Origin of the sequence: Peribacillus sp. NJ4 (assembly GCF_030348345.1) — a bacterium.
Lineage (GTDB): Bacteria > Bacillota > Bacilli > Bacillales > DSM-1321 > Peribacillus.
The window spans coordinates 2,979,477-3,001,624 of sequence record NZ_JAUCFQ010000001.1; the positions used below are offsets into that span (position 1 = coordinate 2,979,477).

At 38.0% G+C, this 22,148-nt stretch carries 27 protein-coding genes and 2 pseudogenes; 2 read left to right on the plus strand and 27 right to left on the minus strand.

The features are described 5' to 3' along the window. Nucleotides 1-190: 190 nt before the first annotated feature. The 4 genes and pseudogenes from QUF94_RS14835 to QUF94_RS28815 all read right to left on the minus strand — a co-directional run. The gene (locus QUF94_RS14835) at nt 191-520 is read right to left on the minus strand and encodes a peptidoglycan-binding domain-containing protein (protein ID WP_289316528.1); all 330 of its coding nucleotides are present in this window, start codon (nt 518-520) and stop codon (nt 191-193) included. Nucleotides 521-622: 102 nt separating this feature from the next. After that, complete coding sequence (locus tag QUF94_RS14840) at nt 623-1,150, minus strand: M15 family metallopeptidase (protein WP_289316529.1); 528 nt, start codon at nt 1,148-1,150, stop codon at nt 623-625. 170 nt (nt 1,151-1,320) lie between these two features. Then, the gene (locus QUF94_RS14845) at nt 1,321-1,530 is read right to left on the minus strand and encodes a hypothetical protein (protein ID WP_289316530.1); all 210 of its coding nucleotides are present in this window, start codon (nt 1,528-1,530) and stop codon (nt 1,321-1,323) included. A gap of 427 nt (nt 1,531-1,957) precedes the next feature. Then, nucleotides 1,958-2,338: pseudogene (locus tag QUF94_RS28815) on the minus strand (helix-turn-helix domain-containing protein); the annotation flags it as partial. 514 nt (nt 2,339-2,852) lie between these two features. Here QUF94_RS28815 and QUF94_RS14850 point away from each other — a divergent pair. After that, nucleotides 2,853-3,098, plus strand: coding sequence for a hypothetical protein (locus tag QUF94_RS14850; RefSeq protein WP_289316531.1), 246 nt, complete (start codon nt 2,853-2,855; stop codon nt 3,096-3,098). Nucleotides 3,099-3,473: 375 nt separating this feature from the next. On the opposite strand, the gene bla is transcribed toward QUF94_RS14850, so the two are convergent. The 14 genes and pseudogenes from bla to QUF94_RS14920 form a co-directional block, all read right to left on the minus strand. Further along, nucleotides 3,474-4,256: a subclass B1 metallo-beta-lactamase gene (gene bla / locus QUF94_RS14855; protein ID WP_289316532.1), complete on the minus strand. Its 783-nt coding sequence runs from the start codon at nt 4,254-4,256 to the stop codon at nt 3,474-3,476. 570 nt (nt 4,257-4,826) lie between these two features. Continuing rightward, a complete protein-coding gene (locus QUF94_RS14860; protein WP_289316533.1) occupies nt 4,827-5,012 on the minus strand; it encodes a DNA/RNA non-specific endonuclease in 186 nt (61 codons plus the stop codon). 281 nt (nt 5,013-5,293) lie between these two features. Beyond that, complete coding sequence (locus tag QUF94_RS14865; protein ID WP_289316534.1) at nt 5,294-5,704, minus strand: immunity protein YezG family protein; 411 nt, start codon at nt 5,702-5,704, stop codon at nt 5,294-5,296. Between the two features lies 1 nt (nt 5,705). Then, a complete protein-coding gene (locus QUF94_RS14870; RefSeq protein ID WP_289318388.1) occupies nt 5,706-6,017 on the minus strand; it encodes a DNA/RNA non-specific endonuclease in 312 nt (103 codons plus the stop codon). Nucleotides 6,018-6,288: 271 nt separating this feature from the next. Next, a complete protein-coding gene (locus tag QUF94_RS14875) occupies nt 6,289-6,777 on the minus strand; it encodes a hypothetical protein (protein WP_289316535.1) in 489 nt (162 codons plus the stop codon). Continuing rightward, nucleotides 6,777-7,321, minus strand: a pseudogene (locus tag QUF94_RS29080) (AHH domain-containing protein). The gene QUF94_RS14875 and the pseudogene QUF94_RS29080 overlap by 1 nt, the downstream one beginning before the upstream one ends. A 503-nt stretch (nt 7,322-7,824) precedes the next feature. After that, the gene (locus QUF94_RS14885; RefSeq protein WP_289316536.1) at nt 7,825-8,091 is read right to left on the minus strand and encodes an immunity protein YezG family protein; all 267 of its coding nucleotides are present in this window, start codon (nt 8,089-8,091) and stop codon (nt 7,825-7,827) included. Further along, nucleotides 8,061-8,276 (minus strand): immunity protein YezG family protein, encoded by a 216-nt coding sequence (locus tag QUF94_RS14890; RefSeq protein ID WP_289316537.1) that lies wholly within the window; start codon nt 8,274-8,276, stop codon nt 8,061-8,063. The genes QUF94_RS14885 and QUF94_RS14890 overlap by 31 nt, the downstream gene beginning before the upstream one ends. Nucleotides 8,277-8,505: 229 nt before the next feature. Beyond that, on the minus strand, nt 8,506-8,964 hold the full coding sequence (locus QUF94_RS14895; protein ID WP_289316538.1) for an SMI1/KNR4 family protein: 459 nt from the start codon (nt 8,962-8,964) through the stop codon (nt 8,506-8,508). Nucleotides 8,965-8,983: 19 nt separating this feature from the next. Continuing rightward, the gene (locus QUF94_RS14900) at nt 8,984-9,421 is read right to left on the minus strand and encodes an SMI1/KNR4 family protein (RefSeq protein ID WP_289316539.1); all 438 of its coding nucleotides are present in this window, start codon (nt 9,419-9,421) and stop codon (nt 8,984-8,986) included. After that, a complete protein-coding gene (locus QUF94_RS14905; RefSeq protein ID WP_289316540.1) occupies nt 9,412-11,388 on the minus strand; it encodes a T7SS effector LXG polymorphic toxin in 1,977 nt (658 codons plus the stop codon). The genes QUF94_RS14900 and QUF94_RS14905 overlap by 10 nt, the downstream gene beginning before the upstream one ends. Nucleotides 11,389-11,393: 5 nt before the next feature. Further along, nucleotides 11,394-11,675, minus strand: a complete 282-nt coding sequence (locus tag QUF94_RS14910; protein WP_289316541.1) for a YwqI/YxiC family protein — start codon at nt 11,673-11,675, stop codon at nt 11,394-11,396. Continuing rightward, nucleotides 11,675-12,103 (minus strand): DUF5082 domain-containing protein, encoded by a 429-nt coding sequence (locus QUF94_RS14915; protein WP_289316542.1) that lies wholly within the window; start codon nt 12,101-12,103, stop codon nt 11,675-11,677. Before QUF94_RS14915 ends, QUF94_RS14910 begins: the two co-directional genes overlap by 1 nt. A gap of 241 nt (nt 12,104-12,344) precedes the next feature. Further along, nucleotides 12,345-12,593 (minus strand): hypothetical protein, encoded by a 249-nt coding sequence (locus QUF94_RS14920; protein WP_289316543.1) that lies wholly within the window; start codon nt 12,591-12,593, stop codon nt 12,345-12,347. Nucleotides 12,594-13,044: 451 nt separating this feature from the next. On the opposite strand from QUF94_RS14920, the gene QUF94_RS14925 reads away from it, so the two are divergent. Next, complete coding sequence (locus tag QUF94_RS14925) at nt 13,045-13,455, plus strand: hypothetical protein (protein WP_289316544.1); 411 nt, start codon at nt 13,045-13,047, stop codon at nt 13,453-13,455. A 154-nt stretch (nt 13,456-13,609) separates the two neighbouring features. On the opposite strand, the gene QUF94_RS14930 is transcribed toward QUF94_RS14925, so the two are convergent. The 9 genes from QUF94_RS14930 to QUF94_RS14970 all read right to left on the minus strand — a co-directional run bounded on the left by QUF94_RS14930 (nt 13,610) and on the right by QUF94_RS14970 (nt 22,142). Beyond that, nucleotides 13,610-13,906, minus strand: a complete 297-nt coding sequence (locus tag QUF94_RS14930) for a hypothetical protein (RefSeq protein ID WP_289316545.1) — start codon at nt 13,904-13,906, stop codon at nt 13,610-13,612. Between the two features lie 346 nt (nt 13,907-14,252). Continuing rightward, the gene (locus tag QUF94_RS14935) at nt 14,253-14,468 is read right to left on the minus strand and encodes a hypothetical protein (RefSeq protein ID WP_289316546.1); all 216 of its coding nucleotides are present in this window, start codon (nt 14,466-14,468) and stop codon (nt 14,253-14,255) included. A 249-nt stretch (nt 14,469-14,717) separates the two neighbouring features. Beyond that, nucleotides 14,718-15,743 (minus strand): serine hydrolase domain-containing protein, encoded by a 1,026-nt coding sequence (locus tag QUF94_RS14940; protein WP_289316547.1) that lies wholly within the window; start codon nt 15,741-15,743, stop codon nt 14,718-14,720. 142 nt (nt 15,744-15,885) lie between these two features. Next, nucleotides 15,886-16,716 carry an ammonia-dependent NAD(+) synthetase gene (gene nadE, locus QUF94_RS14945; RefSeq protein ID WP_289316548.1) on the minus strand — a complete coding sequence of 277 codons (831 nt, stop codon included), beginning with the start codon at nt 16,714-16,716 and terminating at the stop codon, nt 15,886-15,888. Between the two features lie 34 nt (nt 16,717-16,750). After that, nucleotides 16,751-18,220, minus strand: coding sequence for a nicotinate phosphoribosyltransferase (locus QUF94_RS14950; protein WP_289316549.1), 1,470 nt, complete (start codon nt 18,218-18,220; stop codon nt 16,751-16,753). Between the two features lie 61 nt (nt 18,221-18,281). Beyond that, nucleotides 18,282-18,833 (minus strand): cysteine hydrolase family protein, encoded by a 552-nt coding sequence (locus QUF94_RS14955; protein ID WP_289316550.1) that lies wholly within the window; start codon nt 18,831-18,833, stop codon nt 18,282-18,284. Nucleotides 18,834-18,848: 15 nt separating this feature from the next. After that, nucleotides 18,849-19,613, minus strand: a complete 765-nt coding sequence (locus QUF94_RS14960; protein ID WP_289318389.1) for an NUDIX domain-containing protein — start codon at nt 19,611-19,613, stop codon at nt 18,849-18,851. Between the two features lie 193 nt (nt 19,614-19,806). Continuing rightward, the gene (locus tag QUF94_RS14965) at nt 19,807-21,336 is read right to left on the minus strand and encodes an acyl-CoA carboxylase subunit beta (RefSeq protein ID WP_289316551.1); all 1,530 of its coding nucleotides are present in this window, start codon (nt 21,334-21,336) and stop codon (nt 19,807-19,809) included. A gap of 23 nt (nt 21,337-21,359) precedes the next feature. Beyond that, nucleotides 21,360-22,142 (minus strand): enoyl-CoA hydratase, encoded by a 783-nt coding sequence (locus QUF94_RS14970; protein ID WP_289316552.1) that lies wholly within the window; start codon nt 22,140-22,142, stop codon nt 21,360-21,362. Between the last annotated feature and the right edge of the window lie 6 nt (nt 22,143-22,148).

Sequence of the window (22,148 nt, forward strand, 5' to 3'; positions counted from 1 at the left end):
TTACATTTCTAGTCCCGATATGTATTCTTACTTTTCTTATACTTCGATTCTTAAACGATTGGGATATTTACTTTTAAAAAACTGCTATTATAAAAATCCTTTTTCATTCATACAAAAAAAGCCCTCATTTTTAGGGCTTTTTGCTAAGCTAATTGCTTCAAGCATTATAGTTCTAAATCCATTTCATATATCATCCAAATAATTTTGCAAAGGAATTTTCACAGGCGATCCCGTCTGCAGGTATTCCAGTGGCCCTTTGAAATGCCTTGAACGCTATTTCCGTTCCACTTCCAAAGATACCATCTATGCCGTGCGGATTATGTCCTTCCATATAAAGTGCAGCTTGAAGGATATAGGTGATATTCCCTTTCGCCCCTTCCCTAACATTGGGTGAAGCCGCTTTTGTTTGGGGTCCCCATATTCCATCCACATTATTCTTTGCACCATATTGTTTATTCAATTCGGTTTGAAAACCCTTGATCAGCGCTTTTTTAGTATCAGGCCCATAATAACCATCCACATCTATTTTGGCATTGTAACGGCTATTTTATGTCCTTTGAATGGACTTGATAGTCTGATTGCCGCTGTCCTTTGCAGGCGTATCTGTTACAATGACATCGGATTAGACTTGTGTTGCTGGAGTGGTTCCATTCACTTTTGATATTAGTCTAGGCTTTGTTCCCGCTTTTAACTGAGAATAAGTTAGTCCACCCGTCATATCCAAGTGCGGATAATCTTTAAAGCTTGACCAATCCCCTCCCCATGCAAAGCCCAAAGATTTACCAATAGCCGCTACCCGTTTCCATTTTGAATCAACTGTCCATATGCCATTCTTTCCATCATCGCTGACTATGAAATAATCAATGGCTAGTCCATAATTATGGTAAGATTGACCTGGCATCGCGTTGGTCACTCTCGGTTTCGATAAATCACTATAGTTTTTACCATCGTAGTTATAACCTAGGCGACCTTGACCATATAGCTTTGCTTGCTCTTCCATAGACCGATAACCTGCGCTGATTTGCACGAAGATACCTTCTTGGTATGCTCGTTTAACCATTTCCAATGCTGATTCTTTTACGACTGGATGAATACTGCTGCCCATATTCTTTTTCGAACGATCTAATAAAGTTTCTAATTTAACTGTCAATTTAATCACCTCCTAATATGTTATGGTACTTATTAGGAAATGCTTGTACACCTACCTTGACGTTACAAAAAAAGCGCCCTTTTATGTTGACCTAGTATGGGTTCATCATTCATATAATTCTGGTAAAATAACAAAAGCACAACCCTTAATGGGATTGTGCTTTTGTTATTTTATAAAGGCTTATTTTGATCTTCTTTATCTTTACCAATAACTCTTATCAACTCATCCAGCTTTTCATTTCTTTCTTGATCTAATCTTGTCTTTGCATTGATGAATTTAATTATCTTAATTATGAAATACACACTTAATACAATAAGTCCCAGATAAAACAATATAGGTATGATTGCAAAAAGCCCTATTAAACTGCTGGCTTGGTCCATAAATAATTCCTCCCAAATGTAAAATATAGTATTATTATACAGGAAAAACAAAAGATGTTTCGTCCGATATCAATTTATTATTTAAATTGCGCAATATGATAATTATTTTGCGCAAAATACCTGAAGCTAGCAAAATTTTTAATAGCTCCAATTAGTCATCAGAAAATTTCTTAAAGATGTGGTAAAACAATATTGAAGGATTATGAGCAGAAAAAGGGAGAAGTTTAAGTTACCCATTATAAAAACCCCTATTTTATCTATTCAAATATACATAAAATAGGGGTTATATATTTTTTGTTGCGTTTCTAACATGATTATAAAATAGATAAATTAAACAACACATAATCAGTCAATACTCTTCTAAATCCCTCATAATCTCTGCTCTCTACAATATGTTTTCTAAAAAGAGTTTACACTCTAGAACAGATTAGACTTTCAAAAGGCTAATTATCAAGGAACGTTGTCGACCTTTTCCGGGTATAAGAGGTTCTTGTAAACGTAAGACTAAGAGTTTCCAAAAGTCTTGAAACTCCACGAAGTGTATACCTCTCCCCCATTCCTGTTCAATATACTTCGACACTAAAGAAAGGGTCCAATTGTAAGTTGTAGAAATTCCAAGATCATTGGGAGTTTGATAAGTGACTATTTGAACAAGTTCTTGCTTCTGTTTGTCTGTTAGCTTGTGTGGTGCACCAGGAGAGTGTCCCATTTTCAAACCATCAATTCCGCCTTTTTTATAAGCATTGATGTAAGAGGAGATGGTTTTAAGACTCCGCAGGGTGATGTCACTGATTTCTTTTTGCTTGTAACCTTTTTGTAAAGGTAAATAGTTTGGTAACGTTCAAACGTCCTACGGTCACTGGATCCCTTCATGGCTTCCATCACACGTGAAATTTCACTTTGGTTATTCAAAGGAAACATCCCTTCGAGGAGTCGATTTTATACCCAAAATGTTGAAAAATAAACCCTTAATTCACAACAAGTGAATCATAATTGATTCTTTTCAAAATTCAATAATTCTTAGTATAATCCAGTTCATTTTAAAGCAATTAATTTTATCCTACTGTCTTTGTAAATCATTAAATACAGGTTGCTGTTAACTTATTATGGGTAGCTTCTATTTTTTACGCAAAATAATTATTAAAATCACGTAATATAAATAATAAATTGACAGCTTCCAATCCAAAAATCATCCAGCTCCCAGTACAATTCACCAATCCATAACCAGCTTTCCATTATTTCCATTCATTTTGTTCCATATTTTTGCCTTCCAATCATTTCCATCATATAATGGAGCTATTAAAGCTGAAGGGGGAATGTAAATGAACGATGGTAGAGATCCATTCGTTTCTTCACTCGCTTCTCATTTAAACATGAGGCTCACTCGTTTAGCAGATGAAAGGGGTATCCCACTGGAAAGATTGTTGGATAAATCCGTCGAATTGTTACTAGAATATATGGAAGACAATGAATTGATCAATGACCATGTTAAGTTAAACAATGTGGAAGCCATTAATAAAAATAATGAAATCATTCAGCAAAGCAGGCAAATCCTTAAGAAAGATTAACCGATGAACACTTAGCCATCACGGTTAAGTGTTTTTTCATCTTTATGGATCGTATAAATCAGGCTCACATCTATCGCCGCTATCTGTGTGTCCAAATAAAGAAGGCAGCCACTAGGACTGCCCTGTAGAACAACTGCCTTACAGTTGCTTCATTCTTTTAGTGATTAATAAAAACGGTGCTTGTTTTTTTTGCATTTTTTACATTTACAGCGCTTTCCAGGAAACCATATTGTACTGGGGTCATTGTTCTCAAAACATTTTTCTACATAACAACAATTTATCTCCATCCTAACACCCTCCTTACTATTGTATATGCATGGACTAATCGAAGGTGTGGACAAGTTGCTAAAAGTTTAGAAGTGAATGCGATTTATTTCATTTTCCATGTTTCTGGACAATTTCCAATGTATGTGGAAGCAAACTGAAATCCCCCCAAGTTTTATGGCCTGGAATAACGATTTTCGTATCATTATATACATACATTAAATTCTTCATCGTATTTGGCCATGCTTCCATGTTGGCTTCATCAATGATCCCGGAATTTTTTTGTTCCAGCGCGAAAATCATATCACCAAATAATAAGTTATACTTTGGAAGCCATATTGTCATGTTATCAGAAGTATGGGCTTCTCCCGGGAAGTATGTTTCGATTTTCATATTTCCAACTTTTAAAGTTGATGCCATTGAATCCAGGGAAGGATCGGGCATAGGATAGTTGAACTCTTTTGCCAATCTTGCAGTTTCAGGAGTACTTATTGTTTTTATTTTTTGATCCAATAATGTCTGTATACCCCCAATTCTATCGTATTTGTGGTGCGTAATTATAGCCAGCTTTACAGGTTTTTTGAATTCCTTTTTAATCATATCCAATAATTGCTTTGCCAGCGTATCGTCCCATGTTGCATCGACTAAGACGATTCCTTTTGAAGTATTAAGAACCAAACCATTCGCACCAATCTTATTACCACTGATTTCCGTATAGGTTGTATGAACCCATACATCTTTTTTTATTCTAGTTAAAACCACTGTTCCATCTTCACTGGTTATAACCGTTTGTTTTGATTTGGATTCATGAGCTGAAACCGGTGTCGAAATGTTTAAGAGTAAAAAACAAACACTTGCTAAAACGATTAAAAATCCTTTTTTTAACTTTTTCATATAATTCTTCCTTTCGCTACTATATTTATAGAATTAATACACTTCCAAATTTTAGTTCAAATATATATGACGTTTTATTAATCGCAAAACAACAGCTCCTCTGCTTGACGGAGGAGCTGTTGCGAATATGCTTTTAGGCTTGTGCTTCATGGATTTTCTGTTTTTTTTGCCGGTTTCCAAAATTGTTCGATTTCCTCGAGTTTATAATAATCATCTAGTTTTGATTCATTTTATTTTTTATCCCCCTGCTCTATTTTCAATGTTCTTAACTCCCAACGACTATCGTCAATTTTATACTCTATGTTTTGATGATGGCGGGGGCTAATTGATCCTTCTTTGTGTATGCTATCGTTCGTACTTGTCATACTTATATTGTTTCAACACCTCATTATGGTTGTATCTTCTTGGATTAAGCATTTCAAAGAGAATCACCTTTTCAAAAAAGGCAATGTAGTTTTCTATGAGTACCCTTATACAGATTCCATTATAGGCTCTTGGTTTTAACATATATTTTTCGATATAATAATACTTTATCCCAAGATTCAGGAATAATAAAATTTAATTGACGTCCTATTTTTGGCCCCCTTGATCATCTGGCAAGCGTTCTTCTCTTCCAGCAATCCGCTGTGCATAATTGTTTCGTTTGCCTAAGTCGAGAGACCCTTCGACACTTGTTATCCGATTCTTTTCGTCCGTTTTATATACATGACCACCAGGGAATGTATATTCAATATTCGGTTTTAAAACTTTCTTCATTCGCTCTCTTGTATAATGCTTTCCATACTCCACTTTTGTAATTTCAATCTATCCTCTTGCTAGCACTACTTTGCCTGTACCCTTACCACCTTCACTCTTCACCGCAAACTTCTGTAAGATAAATTTTTGTCAAACAGTATAAATAAGCAAGTGTTATCTATACTCTCTTAGTACCAAACTATTTATTCGGCACTAGGTAGCCCCCAAAAAAAAAGAAACCTTGAAAGGTATTTAGCCAATCAAGGGGTTAAAAAAGCATTTCAAGGTTTCATTATATAAATTTAGTTTAGATATTCAGCTTCCCATTTATCTTGTTTTTCTACAGGGCTAAGTTCCGAGATATCCTCATATCCATAATTCATTTTCATTTTTCCTGTGTTATCTAAAATGAAAGTTAGGTTAGTCCATAGTTCCTGTTCTTGCTCCTTAAATTCTTCGTGCAATCTCGAAAAACAATTATACAATTCATTATCAAGCCCCTCAAACTCTTCCTCATCAACATTAAATAAATCAGTTATATCTAAACTATATACTGGTTCCCCTCCAGTTTCAGGGTAATAGTAGAAAAAAACTTTTTTATAACCTTCTCTATACTCAGCGTATAAAAAGATTTGTTTCCAATCCTCTGGAATTATATTTACTAATGTATTCGCAATTTGTTGATATGTCTGCTCCATTATTTTGGTTTCCATCTCACTTACCTCCTAAATAATTAGTTAATCTATCTGAATATTTTTTACCATCTATTGCATAGTTGATTTTAAACTCACTCGGTCTAGCTGAATGCGCCTCATATATTGGTTTTACTTTAATAGTTACTTCTTTACCCTCTAATAAAGCCTTCTTCCATGTATTTTCTAGAGTCTTATATTCACTCCTATTTAAAGTAGCATTCATAGGTACTAAGTTATCAATTTCACCAGAACCTTTAAAGACACTTGCTATTAAATGTCCACCATCATCGTTTGATAGTCTATCGTCTCCTCCAACCTTTCTTTGGGCTATGGATTTCGTTTTGCTTTACCCAATTCTAATTTAGCTTCAGCAATCGCAATACGCCCATTATCATCAGTGGTATATTTATATCCTTCTTTTGTTGTATATTCTACATTTGGTTTTAAGGTCTCTCTTTGTTAATTGTAAATTTTCTGTTTTATGGTACATATTCATATCAACAATGAAAAGACCTTAACTTTTGCGTTAAGGTCATACAAAAGAACAAGCTTTTCTTGTCCACCGTTATTCTTTCTTAAGGTATTCTTCTAAAATACTCTATTCATTTTTTCAATTTATACGCAACAATTTTCCCATCTGGATAATCACCATTCCAACCGCAAGGAAAAGCACCGAATTGATATATGTCAAATAATTCTTCAAAAAAGGAACTATTCTTTCCGTTTATTGCTCTATTGATAGCACAATTAGTAAGATCAGCCACAACATCGTTATAAAATATATTATATTCAAATGGGCTTTCTCTTACATTCTTAGAGATTATTTCTAATAATGCTTCCAATCCCTCCGGCTTTTCATCTTCTGGCATTGCATAATAACTACCCCAAACTTCACTCATTTCTAATTCCCTGATATCTTTCCAATTATATTCGTCTTCACCAAATATTTCATCATAAGCTAAGTGCTCTGCTGTTTTTATATCATTAATAAAAACAATTTTATCTGAAATATTATTAGGAAGTTCTCCTTGAAAATTTTTCGAAAACTGTATCACTTCTTCAACAAAATTATTATATATACCATAATTCATTACTTATTATACCACCTTTCCCATAGGTCGACTGTTGCTCCCCCTCCTCTTTTCCATACAGGGGTTACAATCTCCTTTTCCATTCTTTCAATTTTATACTGTTCCAACCCAATTTCTTTTATCCTCTTAAGCTCAATTTCAAGATAAGCATCTTTCATGTATAATGGTAATCCCTTTTCTTGAAGTGTTCTTAACTTTTGTTGCAATTCAAAAACTTGCATTTCTATTTTAGATATATCTTGACTAACATCTATTTCGTCTAATTTTTTCTTACAAAATTACTATAAACTGAGTGATATCCTTTATGTCTAGAAGTTGTACTAATATCAGCATCAGGTACTCGAAGAAAAAATCCATTTGAGGCATCGTCCATATCCATTCCTATTTTTATTAATACAGGATGACTTCTAAATTCCTTTGGAATAATATGTTGTGCTTGATAAGGCGTTCTTTTTGTAGTTTTAGGTAGACCCATTTCTTCAAACAATTTTTTCCCTAATTTTGTAGAACTACCTCCTGTCACCTTTCCAGGACTACCAGGAATAAGCCTTTTAACTTCACCCGTACCCTTAGGAACATTCTCCCCTGAACCACCCTCTACTTTGCTATCCTTAACCGTAAATTTCTGATAGGCTTCCTTAATTGTCTGCTTTTCCATTACAACTTGGGGAGGCATGGTCCTCCTGCGAGGGAAACTTGTTCCATACTTATCCGTTTAGGAATTTCTTTTTTAGCTAGTTCTTCACCTATATTTTTTACGTGGTTTTTCCTGATTTCGCAATGTCTGTTATTGTAGCTTGAACATTCTGATCCTGCCTTTGCGCAAATTCCATTCTGTAGGGGACTTTGTACCACTTGCTATTTTATCACGACCCTGCCTGAGGTCAGTAAATCCATTTTCTTATCTATAAATATTTTTTAGACCTAACGGCCTTTTATCTGAGGAGACCGATATAACTTAAAACGATACATATTCTATTTCTACAATGAAAAGACCTTAACTTTTGCGTTAAGGTCATTATAAGAACAAGCTTTTCTTGTCCTCCATTATTCTTTTTTTAGGTATTCTTCTAAAATACTCTTATCATATTCAGATTCAGGTAAAAGGCCTAAACGATTATATTCCCAAATAACCCTTCTTTCGTAATCATCTGCATCTGATAGATCTTCATAATCATAGTCAACCTTAAATCTTCCTGAACTTTCTAAAGTAAAAGTTAAATTGGTCCATTGTTCTTGATTATTCTGTTTAAATTCTTCTGATAAGTCTTTTAAGATCTTTATTAACCTCCGCCATGTTTCTCTATGCTCCATTCAACTAATATGTAATTAAGGTATATCATGGATATATATGAGGTTATCATTAAAATTAAGTGATAGAAAATGAACGCTGTCCCTGTCCCCACAGTAATTTCTCCATACAAAATTACTTTACTCCACTCTCCTGGAATTATCTCATTTACAGTTTGAGCTATTTTTTGGTAGTTTGATTCATTCAATTCTTTTACTCTCCTGCTCTAAAACAGACGCTACCTGATAAGAGTAAAGTTTTGGTTTATTTTGTATAAAAGGTCAAAAGAATTATAACCATGGCTAATAGCTTTTAATATCATTCATAAAAACGAACAAATTGAAGAATAGCATCAGAAAGCGTTGATGAAAGTGCTTGGAATCTACCGGGTTCTATATATTAATTGTTGTATTTTCGCCCCAATATTCAGACTTTATTTACTTTGCGACAAATAAATTGTCCATGAACTCTTTAAAATTTCCAGATATCGGTTTAATAAATTCTTTCCTTAATTCATTATCCTCCTCAAAGTAGTCCATGTCACAAAAATAAACTTTACCTTTTTGTTCTCTATCTAAAGATAAACAGATTAAACTATTAGCCGGATCTAATCCTATAGGGAGAAAATCTTTCGGTACAATCCTGCTTTCATTATACTTAATGAAATTACTTTCTAAATTTTCTTCTATTTCACTAGATAAAGGGAAAAATAGTATAATCGAGGAAGTTATTGTTCGATCTTCTGTTTGAAATCTTCTATTTACCGCTTTTCCACCATTATTAGATAATAAAAATTTACTGAAATCTTCCGGTATTACTAAATTAAATTTTTTCTCGAAATTTTCAAGTTCACTTACTGTAATATTTTTAAATGTATATTCAAATTTATATTCCATTTTATTTTTGCTCCCCCATCTACTTTGTATCTTCTAAAGAATACATTTGCTCTAGCAAATCACTAAATGTATCACACACTAATGATAACGCTTCTTCTTCATGATTGAAGAAAATTATTTTGGGAGAAGGATAATTATTTCGATAATCAAAACATAAGTAGTTTCCAAATGGATCTCTGGCAAAAGGCACAATCCCTTTTAACGTTGGACTAGAAAATAGCTCATAAAACATCCCTATATTTATATCATTATCAGTAAAGCTAATTAAATCATTAAATACTCCCTGTTGCCCTTCACCAAAATTAAAGATATTAGGCTCTGGAAAACCTCCGTTATATCTCATAACACACATTTTGTAGTCATCAGGATATTCAATCTCAAACAGTCTTTCAATCGAAGCAATTACACCCTCATCGGGTTTTTCTTCCTCTACAAATAGCCACTTTTTTAATCCCATGTTACCATCTCCAGAATTTCTTTTTTTATAATACCTTTTCTGCCCGATTCACCACCGCCCCATATAGCTCTTCCACCAGTATGTCCGGCTGCTTGGTGTTCAAAATAATCCACAATTTGCATTCTACCTGTTTCCTGATGATGATGCCAAGTAAGTGTTTTAGGAACTCTACCTTCTTTTAACACTTCATATTCTTTCGCTGTGAACTTTTCAGCTAGTTCTGGAATGCTTATAATTTCTTCAGATAAGGTTTTAGATAAATATTCAAATTGTGCAGCATCTGTTTCTAAAAAATATTTTTCTGGTAAGTAAATTTCAAATTTTGATTGAAAAATTGGGAATCCATCTTTGTCATAAATTACTTGATATTCTTTTCCATTTTTGTTTGAAATAAAAGTGTACAGTGTAGTTCCGTCTTCATTACGTTCTTTATATTTATAATTTCTTGGTTGGTTAGGTCTTCTTGTATATGCTGGTAGATTTTTTACTGCTTCAACCATCGCATCGTCAGCCTTTGCCTGGTTTACAGTAGACAGTCTCTTCACCGCAAACTTCTGTACGATATCCTTAATCGTCGTTTTATCAAAAGTAACATGCATGTAGTTATTTCCATAGGCCGTCGCTAATTCTTCGACCCTTATACGGAGAGGCACTTTCACTTTACCGATTTCCCTGCCGAATGCTTTTGCCTTCTGAACCTGCTTTTGCGCAAATTCCTTGCTGTAAGGAATGAACTTTGTACCACTCGCTACTTTATCTGCGACCTTCGCCGCACCTGCCACACCGCCGATTCCGAGTGCCATCAACAGGCCGTTTTGGCGCTGTTCCTCGGTTAGCTGGTTGCCGAACATGTCTTTGCCGGTGACCGCTTCGCCGAGGCCATTGGCTGCGAGGAGTCCGTATATCCCGTATTCGGTTTTCTGAAGGAGACTAAAGCCTTTTGTCGTTTTATAGGCATCAAGCGCGTGGTTCGCTGCGTTGAGTCCTTTAGCCGTTTTGTATAGGGCGCTGCCGCCTTTGATGGCCCGGCCGGCCCAGCCGACGACGGGGATGAATCCAGCGGCGGCCATGGCGCCGGCGGCGATTCGTTCGGCATCGGACAGCTTGCGGCCCGTTACTGGATCGACTCCGGTTGAGGCTCTGATAGAATCATAATATCCCGTGAAATCCCCTGTAAAGGTTTTTGTGGTATCCCAGGCTTTTTCATACCACGGGCGGTTTTCGAGTTCTTCCATTTCACGTTCGATTTTCTGGGCTTCGGCTTGTTGCTTTTTGAAGGTCTGATAGTCTTTCATCTGACCGGCGACTTCATCCTTCACTTGATAGACGTCACTATTCTTAAATGCCGATTGGTTGAACGTCATCGGCGAAACGTTGCCGTCCTGTTTGGTGGCATCAAGCAAGGCGCGGAAGAGGCCAACGGCCACGTTTTCCTGCCCGACGGACACATCATATTCCTCGACCAATTGCCGGTCGACATTCTCGACCTTTGTCACGGTGTCATCCAGTCTCTGTCCGGCCAGCGTGATTTTTTCATTAAAGTCATTTTGGTTGAACATATCAAGAGGAAGGATATCGTCAATGCTGTTCAGGATTCTTTGAAGATCGCTCGCTTGTTCATCGACAAGCGACTTCGCTTGGTTAATGCCGGTCGAGACTTCGCCATCTAAAAAGGGAACCTCGACCACCGTATTTCCGGATAGATCCGCCTCTTCCAGGCTGGCTGGAATGCCTTCCAAAAAACTGATTTGGGTAGTGAAAAGTTCCATCCAGGCGTCCGCCACCTCGATTTGCGCTTCATAGAAGCTTTTGATGGCGGTGGCACCAGCACCTTGAAACTCATTATCCAAGCCAACGATGCCCTGAAATTCCTTTTTCAGGGCTGCGACTTCTTTCTTTAATTCTTCATATTGCTTGGCACGCGACTTGGTTGCGGCCGTCAATGTCTTGGCTTCATATATTTTCATCGCGGCTAATACCCATGTGAAGACGTATGGGCGATGGCTTCATCCTGTTCTTTTAATAAATCAATGTTGGCACGGGTATCTTCGACATTTTTCTGGACGATTTTGATATATTGCTCAAAGACCTTCTCCAGGTTCGTTTCCCGATCGATCCATTTCGAGGTGAATTCCAATTTATTGTTGCCAAGTTCGCTTGCCGGCAGATTTCCAAGCGTGACTGTACCAAGTGCCGTCTTCACCTGATCGACTTGCTTCGTTACGGCAGGATGATTCAGTTTGATTGTCGTCATTAAAACAACCGCCTTTTTAAATCTGATATTTTGCTTTCCAGCTGCTCAAATGCCTCTTCGCCTTTACTTAAAAGGTGGTCGGCTTCTTGGGCTATATTCCCCGCTATGCTCAGAAGCGTATTCTCGGCATTTAGCTTTGTAATCATCGCTTCGATTTTCCATTGGTAATCGTCATAATCGTCATGAATGATACTGAACATCACATTATAGGCATCATTACGGGCTTCCTGAAAATGATCTGAGCGCTGACCTGTCCAGCTGCCACCTAGCTCAGGGTCTTTTATTTTCCTGATCTCGTTAAGGCACATACTCTGTTCTCTTATAATATCGTTTTTCGCATTTACCAAACGTTCAATTTGCACATTTAAATCAGCTTTTTTACCGGAGATAGCAGAGTGTATATTACTCAATATATCTGCATATACCATGAAACTCACCTCAAAAACAGTATATTCCTACACTAACTGTCATATTTTTCTTATTTACATTATAAGGATTATAGTCCGAGAGTTAAATAGGGAAAAATATGCTATTTTATCAGTTAAAAGAGAAGTTTGGCATACAAAAGTTTCATACATACCATATTCTTTATACCCTGAATTTTACCAATTTTAAACAATAAGTAAAAAATGGCACCTCGTTAGATCCCCTATAAAAATTTCAACCACTTTATTCAAACTGCCCCAGACTATATCTGTTCATCAAATCACCCTGAACAAACTCCCTGCAAGTAGAAGATAGATGTGACCGTTGAGGATGTATCAGATCTCCAAAAGGCAAATCACCGACAAATTTAACTTCGCCTTCAAAACTCTGTCCGGATTCAGCATCAAAACCGATTACTTTCACAAAGCAAGTTTTGTGTCCGGTTTTCATAAAATCAATTACCGTTAACACATGATTATGTACATCATTCATTCTTTTTTCCTCCAACCATGAAAACATTGAGTAAGGATAAGATCATACAAATTATTCTTTACTATCCTTATAAATAAAGAAACCGATCAAAACAATCATCACTAAGATCGCTATAGGCATTAAAATATTGGAAATAGGTACACCTACTTTCCATGAAAAAACTTATTCTTTATTTTTCTATGTATTTTGATTGATCTATTCACCATTAACTATACCTTTATTTAGCTGTCATTGCATGTCTTGACTTTCCAAGTCATCACTTATGCTTTTCTTATGTTTCCCAATAAAACGCGAAAGAATGAAACACTTACATAGTAGAAGATATACTCGCCTTAGCATGTTTATGATCGCATATTACGTTAATTTAAGGTCAGCTTTTCCCCCCTGAAAACCAGCCCTCTTCTATATAGATTTATAACCTGCTATAATCTAAGGATTGGAGGTGTGAAAAATGAAAGAAATCATCCAGATATTAGCGGAAGTCGTCAATAATCTTCACGATTTCATCCTATTCTTTGTGAGTGACACATTAAATTCAAATGCCACGGACAAAGATCTGCATTTTTGGATAATGGGAATCATCGGTATCATCATATTTTTGTTCGTGTTATTTTTATCTAATTTAATTTCCCGGATGCGTTTTGGGATTACGATACTCTCTTTCCTTTATACCTTTACTGTCATGGTTGTTTTAGTATTTGCCATTGAAATACAGCAAGCCCTTACCAGCAGAGGGAATATGGAATTTCAAGATGCGGCTATAGGTCTTTGGGGGTTCATCGTATTTTTCATGGTTTTTGCTGTACTATCATCCATATTCCTTTTAGTGAAGAATTTTTTCAAGCAATCAAAAAAAAGGTAACGATAGGTCACCTTACTTAAGATTTTCCTTATGGACATTCAATCAGGATTTTGCATCGGCAATGATAAACTCTCTGTAGCATCATCTTAAATCAGATTGGAAAGGTTACAGAGAAGCGGATTTGAGGCGGGGTAAAATAAACATATGCTATCAATTACTTCGGTTCACTTTCATTGAATAAATCAATGCTAAACAGATTAAAAGAATCGTCGTCATTAATTCGTTCTTGATCATTTCCGGATATTTCAGAACTATTTTCCCTGCGACGGCGATTTACTTCACGTAATTCCGCTTCCAGAAACTCCGCTTGACCATGGGAAAGCTTGATCGTGATTTCATTATTATTTTGATCATCTGCAGCTTTCAAGAGGACATAACTATCCGCTGCATTACGTAAAGTCACATTGCTTACTGTTAAGTTCATGTTCGCGAGTTCATATCTTGCCTTCATACCGTAAAAAGAACCTCCATCGGAAAATACCGGTTAGAATAATGTATATTAAATATACTCTACTTCAAGATATCTAAATATACAAATCCTTTGTTTGATATTTTAGGTCTATAAAAGCTTCTTTCCCTATATACGGAATGACGTTTCAGACTATAGTTTTAAAAAAGGGTCATCTCACGCCACAAAGGTATGCGATGAGTCTTTCAGTCCAAATATTTTCTCTTTAATTTGTTTTGTGCATTTCCGGTCAGCTTGGCTTGCATGAGAACAATATCTATATAGGTATAAAATTAGAAAATGTTATTTTCATTAGTTATAACTCCCTCCTTAAATAAGACAAGACCGTTTAAACGGTCTTGTCTTCATCGCATTTTTCTTCATATTCAAAATTATGTTTTGTATCTTGTACCGGGTGTTCCCTTTTAACATCTTCTTTTTTCCCCATTAACATGTCATCGTATGGTGTATACATGTTAGAAGGCGTTTTCTTTTTAAAAATTATTCTGTAACCAATCAGGACTATAATGCCAACTACTATTATTATAAATAAAGAAGAAACCATACATATCCCCCTCAAATTATCTTAATACCATATTATAACATAAGGCATGAGGGTCAATTTCACTATGGTATTCCTTCCATTTCTCTTTCAGCACTATTTTGTCGATTTGTAGAAAACCTATATTTACAACGATTAGGGGCTATTTTTTGCACTGTTCCGTATTTGATTCGAGTAATTAGGATAGCGCTTTTTAAACTAGGTATTTAAATGAAGGATGGAACCTTTCCCTATCGTAATGTTTTCATTTGTTTATAATTCTTTCTCGATTGCGCGGGCAATATCGTATGGACCCATGCTTTCATTTGAAACAATGACCGTTTTCATCCGATTTGCCGGATATACCGCAGAATGGAAACTTACACCGGGGTCATATCCCATAATATAAAATTTGAATATCCCGTCATTTTTTTTACCAATCCATATACCATACCCATAGTATTCCCCTTCATCTCCCGTAGAAATATGGGGTTCCAATAAAAGATTGGTATATTCTTGATTCAGTAACTGATTGGAAAATAATTCTTCCCAAAACCTGAACATATCTGTTGTGGAAATATACGCCCCTCCATCCGCTCCACCTTTGATCGGAAGGGAATAAACATTCGTTCTCCATGCTCCATTTTCTTCGTCAATGTACCCTAATGCAGTATTTTTAGGAAGCTGGTCCATGGAAAAATAACCGGAATTCTTCATTTCACAAGGCAGAAAGATATTTTTATTGATATATTCAGAAAATTCGAGTCCGGTCAGTTCCTCAACAATCAATCCCAAGACAATATAGCCAGCATTATTATAATGAAATCTTCCCCCGGGTTGGAACATCATCACGCCATCTTGAAACATTGGCAGGAAATCTTTTAATCTTTTTATATGGTACATCGGATTTTTCTGCCATAGCTCTTCAAAATCCTCCATCACTTCTTCATCAAAGTAATCAGGAATGCCCGAAGTGTGTGTTAAGAGGTGATGTATGGTTACATTTTGATGGAAATTAGGAAACACCATCGGAAGACAGTCTTGAAGTTTAGACTCAACGCTAAGTTTCCCTTTTTGTATTAACTGGCAAATGGCGATAGCGGTAAACAGTTTACACCCAGAAGCAATTCCGAACCTTGTTTCAGTCGTATTCATAATCTCATCCGATCGATTGGAATAGCCATGTGCTGAGCTATGGATCAGATCATCTCCCACTTTCACACCAATTACACCCGAGAAATCAATTTCCTTGCTTGTTTCTTTAATAAGCCTGGATAAATCCATATGTAGAGTCGACATTTAGTTTTCCCCTTTGCTGGTAAAATTTTTTATTACTGATGTGTTAGCAAAGGTGATAGTAATGGTCTTGTAAAAAAACACCCGCACCTTAAGAGGTGCAGGTGTTAAATTTCTTTAACATGTCTCGGCTTCACACGTTCTTTTATTTCCACCAAGTATCATAAACGTTTATGGCTTCATTACGTTTATGTTCGGTTTTTGTATACCATCCTTCGATGATTTCGGCAGCTTCCTTCCTGATTTCCTTGCCTTCAAGGTAATCATCGATTTCATCGTAGCTAACGCCTAAAGCCACTTCATCAGGTAGTAACGGTTTGTCATCTTCTAAATCGGCCGTTGGTATTTTCGTATAAAGACGCTCAGGAGCACCGACGAATTTCAGGATTTCTTTTCCTTGCCTTTTATTTAATCGGTATAATGGAATGATATCCGCTGCACCGTCACCATGTTTCGTAAAGAATCCTGTGATCGCTTCAGCTGAATGGTCCGTACCAAGCACGACGCCTTTATAAAGTCCGGCTAAATCATATTGTACCTTCATTCGCTCTCGTGCTTTGACATTTCCCCTTAAGAAATTCGATAGCTTTTCAGAAACTGCTTCTTCCACAGCTTTTACTGATGCATCCACCGCTTCCTTGATGTTGACTGTAACCGTTTGGCTTGGCTTGATGAATTTTAAAGCCAGCTGCCTGTCATCTTCATCAGCCTGTACTCCATATGGCAAGCTTACAGCAACAAACTTATAGTCGCTGCCATTCGTTTCTTCATTCAATTCATTGACAGCGGTTTGGGCAATATACCCCGCCAGTGTTGAATCTTGACCACCAGATATTCCAAGTACAAAGCTTTTCAGAAACGTATTTTTCTTCATATACCCTTTTAATAGATCAACACTTTTCCTGAATTCGACTTCAGGATCGATCGTTGGTTGGACAAGTAATTTTTTTACGATTTCTTTTTGTAATGGACGCATTGGCAAAGCCCCGCTTTCTAATAAAATAGATTGGTCATTTCGTTAGCATTCTTTCTACATTGGCTTTAACTTCATCTATATTCCTCATTTTATTATCCCAACAATCCTGGCTTAGATCTACCGGATATTCCTCTGGATTAAGTGCACGAAGGTACTCCGGCCATAATACTTGAAGATTTTTTTGCGTGAAGGCCTTGATTTCATCTATGGTTGGCAATTCATAAATCAAGCTGCCATCCTTGAAAATATCCACATGCAGATCAACCGCATCGAAATCCGTGACGAATTTACTTAGGAAGGTATGGACCGGATGGAACATTTTTAATTTTTCCTGTTCCTGCGGCTTCTCATATTCCATCGCCAAATAATCACCTTCAGCGTGATGGTTCACTTTATTGATGATTCGATATACTCGTTTTAAGCCAGGTGTCGTAACCTTTTCAGGATTAGAAGAAATTTTGATGGTATCTCTCATATTCCCATCTTCGCCCTCTATTGAAACCATTTTATAAACAGCACCGAGCGCTGGCTGGTCATAAGCCGTAATCAATTTGGTTCCGATGCCCCAAATGTCAATTCTTGCTCCTTGTTGCTTAAGGTTGATGATCGTATATTCATCCAAGTCATTGGAAGCGACAATCTTCGCATCATGGAAGCCTGCAGCATCAAGCATACGTCGTGCTTCTTTAGATAAGTAAGCTAAATCACCGCTGTCAAGACGGACGCCAATGAAATTGATTTTATCGCCCAGTTCCTTGGCAACACGGATTGCATTCGGGATGCCGGAACGCAATGTATCATAGGTATCAACCAAGAATACACAGTCTTTATGGGAAACAGCGTATTTATGGAAAGCCGTATATTCATCTTTATAAGCTTGGATCATGGAATGGGCATGCGTTCCTGAAACCGGGATGCCGAACAGCTTTCCAGCACGTACATTACTGGTGGAATCAAAGCCGGCAATATAGGCCGCTCTCGCTCCCCAAATTGCAGCATCCATTTCTTGCGCCCGTCTTGAACCGAATTCAAGGGCAGATTCTTCACCGATGACCTGTTTGATGCGCGAAGCTTTTGTTGCAACAAGTGTGTGATAGTTCACAATATTAAGCAACGCCGTTTCTATGAGTTGAGCCTCGCCAAGCGGTGCCTCCACCCGTAAAATCGGTTCATTGCCGAAGACGAGCTCTCCCTCTTTCATGCAACGGATCTCTCCCGTGAAACGGATGTTCTGCAAATATTTCAAAAATTCTTCATTGTAGTGCAGGTCCGTTTTTAAATAGTCGATATCACTTTCCGAGAAGGAAAAGTTTTGAAGGTAATGGACAATTTTTTCAAGTCCCGCAAAAATCGCATATCCGCTATTAAATGGAAGCTTTCTGAAAAATATCTCGAAAACTGCCTTTCGGTCATGTGTTTTGTCCTGCCAATAAGTTTGGGCCATATTTATCTGGTAAAGGTCAGTGTGTAATGCGTAACTGTCGTCGTTGTACTTTTTTTCCATGGATAGTTCCTCCCAAAAGAGAAGCATTCGCTTCCCTTCTATTCTGTTGCGTGAATCGTTATTATAGAATGGTGGCTCCAAGAGATCCTTTAAAATGTCCAAGCGCCCAATGGTGACCGGCATCATTGAACGAGGCCACTGCATTTTCATATACAAAGATTTTATAGCCTAGATTATAAGCGTCGATTGCCGTATGCAAAATACAGATATCTGTACAAACCCCGACTAAATATACATCAGTAATGTGGCGTTCCCTTAGGCGGATATCTAGGTCCGTTCCTGCAAATGCCGAATAACGCGTTTTATCTATATAATGAACATTCTTTTGATTTTTATTTGTTTCATACTCTTCTTTTAACGCCCCATATAGGTCTCTACCCATTGTACCGCTAATATTATGCGGTGGAAACAAATTCGATTCAGGATGTAAGCGGTCTCCTTCTTCATGTAAGTCAATCGCGAAGACTGTGTATTCGCCTTGTTTGATAAATTCCTTTGTTATGCTGACAAGTGCCTTCTCGATATCCTGGCCTGGCCTCCCGCAGGTCAATGAACCTCCGTCTGCCACAAAGTCATACGTATAATCGATATTGATCAATGCCTTTTTACCCATTTCACTATTCCCCCCTTAGTAATAAATAGAGTCCATGACAACCTCTGCATTAAATCGGTAAAGTTGTGAAGGCCGATACGAATTACGTTTCGTTTTCTTTTGCATACCCTTTTCATCCAAGACTTTCTCCAAGAACGGGAGTTTAGGGGCTTTAGCATAAAAAAGTGAATCTGCGCTGATTTTTGCATCATCTCTAGCTGTCAGCAAAACCCGTTGCAGTTCAGAAAGAGTAAATTCATCCGGCAGGAATTTTTGGGCTATCGTCGTTTGCACCATTTCTTTTTTCATTAAGTTCATCGCGTCGTTAATGATTGTATGATGATCAAATGCAAGCTCTAATCGTAAGGCTTCCTGTATCGTGAACAATTCAACCTCGGCTGCATCGTCATTCGCTTTTCTTTGATGAAGATACTCTTCCTGGACAATTGCATAAAAAGCATTGGATATGATCCATCCCCTGGGATCGCGTCCTGGCCGGTCATAGACCCCGAAATGCTTGACATGGAATCCAGCTACGCCCGTTTCTTCTTTTAATTCTCGTTTAGCTGCTTCATAGGCAGTCTCGCCAGCATTGACAAAGCCTCCGGGCAAAGCCCATTTATCTCCTTCGACATTTGGGCGTCCTTCTTTATCTTTTGTGGCACGTTTGATTAATAATAGCTTCAAAAACATTTCAGGCGGGGCTTTCTCTGCCGTTTTCTTCGTAGTAATCGTAAAGATCGCAATATCTGCCGTATATCCATCTGGAGTAATATATTTCTTTTTTTCCTGCTGAGCCATGGCAACTCTCACTTTCTTTCACTAAGTATGGAATTAAGTAATTAGTAAATCATTAATTACTAATTATAGTACTCTTCCTTGTGTGATTTAGCAACTCTAAATGGAAAAAAATTTTCTTATTATTTGAAAAGTCATTTATTTTAACACAAGATAAATAGCCCGGTCATCATGACCGGGCTTTTTTTTGAATTAATTAGACAGGATAGACTCCATGTTTACGATCGGTGAATGTCAATTGTTTACTGCTATATGCTTCAAACCTGGCGCACAATTCATCACGCAGGTCATTTGGCTGGATGATGCCATCAACAATCATCTCGGAGGCTAAGCGGTAGATATCAATGTCTTCATTGTATTCATTGCGCTTTTGTTCGATGAATGCCGGGCGCTCTTCTGGTTCCATGGCATTGATTTTATTGGCATAGACTGCATTGACCGCAGCTTCTGCCCCCATGACCGCAATCAATGCCGTCGGTAAGGCAAGAACGCAATCCGGTTCAAAAGCGGGACCGGCCATCGCGTAAAGTCCAGCCCCATAAGCCTTACGGACAATGACTGAAATTTTTGGGACCGTGGCTTCACTCATGGCCGATATCATTTTCGCACCATGGCGAATGATGCCTGCCCGTTCGACCTTCGTTCCGATCATGAATCCAGGAATATCCACCAGGAACAACAACGGTATATGGAAAGCATCACATAAATTGATGAACTTGGCTGCCTTATCGGCTGAATCATGGAACAGGACGCCGCCCTTGACTCGCGGCTGATTGGCAATGATCCCTATCGTTTGCCCATTTAACCTTGCAAGCCCAGTAATTAATTCAGGAGCAAATAGCTTCTTGATTTCACAAAACGATTGCCTGTCTATGATCCTATCGATCAGGTCATACATATTAAAGGCTGCATTCTGATTTTTTGGAATCAGTTCTTCCAATGTTTTTTCGAAATCTGCAGGCAGCTCAGGCGTTGTGGCTTTAGGCTTTTCTTGATAATTTCCTGGAAAATAGCTTAAGTATCGGCGTGCAAACGCGATGGATTCTTCTTCCGACTTAACAAGCACATCCCCGCATCCAGAAACAGAACAGTGCATTTTCGCCCCGCCCATTTCCTCTTCACTCACTTTTTCGCCAATGACCATTTCTGCCATTCTCGGTGAACCTAAGTACATGGATGCATTTCCCTCAACCATTACGACAATGTCACAAAAAGCTGGAATATATGCCCCACCCGCCGCAGACGGACCGAACAATAGACAAATTTGCGGGACTTTTCCCGATAACTTCACTTGGTTGTAAAAGATTCGTCCTGCACCGCGGCGTCCAGGAAACATTTCTACCTGATCCGTGATTCGAGCACCGGCAGAATCGACTAAATAAAGGAGGGGCAACTGTAATTTATCAGCTGTTTCCTGAATGCGAATGATTTTCTCGACTGTCCTTGCTCCCCAGGAACCGGCCTTTACCGTCGAATCATTGGCCATGACACAGACCCTCTGACCATTGATTTTCCCGATACCTGTAACCACACCATCTGCGGGAAGGCCATCACTGGCACAATTCGCAAAGAAAGCATCCTCTATTTCGACCCCTTCATCAAATAGAAGCTCTAGCCGTTCACGTACGAAAAGCTTTCCTTTTTCAGCATTTTTTTGATGATATTTTTCTAAACCGCCTTTTTTAATCGTTTCAACCGTTTCGGTTAGTTTATCCGTCGTTACCATCTATGTTCCTCCTTCAATTGAAATCATTGACCCGTAAATACCGGTTTGCGCTTTTCCTTGAATGCTGACAGACCCTCTAGTCGGTCGCGGGTTTTTAAGGTTGTCTGATAGCAGTCTTTTTCAATTTGCAATCCTGTGTTCAAGTCGGTATCAGCTCCTTGATTGATCGCCGCTTTTGCTGCCCTGAGTGCTAATGGGGCATTGCCCGCAATTTCCCCAGCCAGTTTTTTCGCTTCCTGAAGTAATTGTTGGGGCGGATATACATGACTGATGATTTTCAAGGCATGTGCTGCTTTTGCGTCCAATCTCCTTGCTGTATAAATCAGTTCTTTAGCTGTAGGTATTCCAACTATTCGCGGCAGGCGCTGAGTACCGCCAGCGCCTGGGATGATTCCTAATGCCGTTTCCGTCAGTCCCACCTTTGCCGTTTCCGATGCTATGCGTATGTCACAAGCTAGTGCCAACTCCAGCCCTCCGCCAAAAGCGGAGCCGTTAATTGCAGCGATGACTGGGACTGGAAGGTTTTCTACAGCCGTAATCGTCTCACCGATCAGCTTGACTGTTTCCTTGACTTTATCATCATTCATCCCAGCTCGTTCCTTAAGGTCAGCACCTGCACAAAACGCCTTATCCCCTGCTCCCGTTAATATGACGGTTCGTAAATTGGAATCCCTTTTCAGTTCATCCAACCCTTCGATTAAGCAATGAAGCAATTCCGTGGATAATGCATTGGCAGCATCCGGACGATTCAAAGTCACGATGGCAATTCCCTTTTCCTCATGACTGATTTCAACTAATGAAGTCATAAATTC

What these genes read in the sequence shown, in the direction of transcription:
- QUF94_RS14845 (WP_289316530.1), bottom strand. Translation starts at nt 1,530, where the DNA reads ATGGACCAAGCCAGCAGTTTAATAGGGCTTTTTGCAATCATACCTATA.
- QUF94_RS14900 (WP_289316539.1), bottom strand. Translation starts at nt 9,421, where the DNA reads ATGGGATTAAAAAAGTGGCTATTTGTAGAGGAAGAAAAACCCGATGAG.
- QUF94_RS14965 (WP_289316551.1), bottom strand. Translation starts at nt 21,336, where the DNA reads ATGGTAACGACGGATAAACTAACCGAAACGGTTGAAACGATTAAAAAA.
- QUF94_RS14970 (WP_289316552.1), bottom strand. Translation starts at nt 22,142, where the DNA reads ATGACTTCATTAGTTGAAATCAGTCATGAGGAAAAGGGAATTGCCATC.
- QUF94_RS14875 (WP_289316535.1), bottom strand. Translation starts at nt 6,777, where the DNA reads ATGAATTATGGTATATATAATAATTTTGTTGAAGAAGTGATACAGTTT.
- QUF94_RS14865 (WP_289316534.1), bottom strand. Translation starts at nt 5,704, where the DNA reads ATGGAAACCAAAATAATGGAGCAGACATATCAACAAATTGCGAATACA.
- QUF94_RS14955 (WP_289316550.1), bottom strand. Translation starts at nt 18,833, where the DNA reads ATGGGTAAAAAGGCATTGATCAATATCGATTATACGTATGACTTTGTG.
- QUF94_RS14895 (WP_289316538.1), bottom strand. Translation starts at nt 8,964, where the DNA reads ATGGAATATAAATTTGAATATACATTTAAAAATATTACAGTAAGTGAA.
- QUF94_RS14915 (WP_289316542.1), bottom strand. Translation starts at nt 12,103, where the DNA reads ATGGTATATGCAGATATATTGAGTAATATACACTCTGCTATCTCCGGT.
- QUF94_RS14905 (WP_289316540.1), bottom strand. Translation starts at nt 11,388, where the DNA reads ATGAAAATATATGAAGCCAAGACATTGACGGCCGCAACCAAGTCGCGT.
- QUF94_RS14930 (WP_289316545.1), bottom strand. Translation starts at nt 13,906, where the DNA reads ATGAAGGCAAGATATGAACTCGCGAACATGAACTTAACAGTAAGCAAT.
- nadE (WP_289316548.1), bottom strand. Translation starts at nt 16,716, where the DNA reads ATGCGTCCATTACAAAAAGAAATCGTAAAAAAATTACTTGTCCAACCA.
- QUF94_RS14940 (WP_289316547.1), bottom strand. Translation starts at nt 15,743, where the DNA reads ATGTCGACTCTACATATGGATTTATCCAGGCTTATTAAAGAAACAAGC.
- bla (WP_289316532.1), bottom strand. Translation starts at nt 4,256, where the DNA reads ATGAAAAAGTTAAAAAAAGGATTTTTAATCGTTTTAGCAAGTGTTTGT.
- QUF94_RS14950 (WP_289316549.1), bottom strand. Translation starts at nt 18,220, where the DNA reads ATGGAAAAAAAGTACAACGACGACAGTTACGCATTACACACTGACCTT.
- QUF94_RS14860 (WP_289316533.1), bottom strand. Translation starts at nt 5,012, where the DNA reads ATGAAGAAAGTTTTAAAACCGAATATTGAATATACATTCCCTGGTGGT.
- QUF94_RS14885 (WP_289316536.1), bottom strand. Translation starts at nt 8,091, where the DNA reads ATGGAGCATAGAGAAACATGGCGGAGGTTAATAAAGATCTTAAAAGAC.
- QUF94_RS14925 (WP_289316544.1), top strand. Translation starts at nt 13,045, where the DNA reads ATGAAAGAAATCATCCAGATATTAGCGGAAGTCGTCAATAATCTTCAC.
- QUF94_RS14960 (WP_289318389.1), bottom strand. Translation starts at nt 19,613, where the DNA reads ATGGCTCAGCAGGAAAAAAAGAAATATATTACTCCAGATGGATATACG.
- QUF94_RS14850 (WP_289316531.1), top strand. Translation starts at nt 2,853, where the DNA reads ATGAACGATGGTAGAGATCCATTCGTTTCTTCACTCGCTTCTCATTTA.
- QUF94_RS14920 (WP_289316543.1), bottom strand. Translation starts at nt 12,593, where the DNA reads ATGAATGATGTACATAATCATGTGTTAACGGTAATTGATTTTATGAAA.
- QUF94_RS14935 (WP_289316546.1), bottom strand. Translation starts at nt 14,468, where the DNA reads ATGGTTTCTTCTTTATTTATAATAATAGTAGTTGGCATTATAGTCCTG.
- QUF94_RS14910 (WP_289316541.1), bottom strand. Translation starts at nt 11,675, where the DNA reads ATGACGACAATCAAACTGAATCATCCTGCCGTAACGAAGCAAGTCGAT.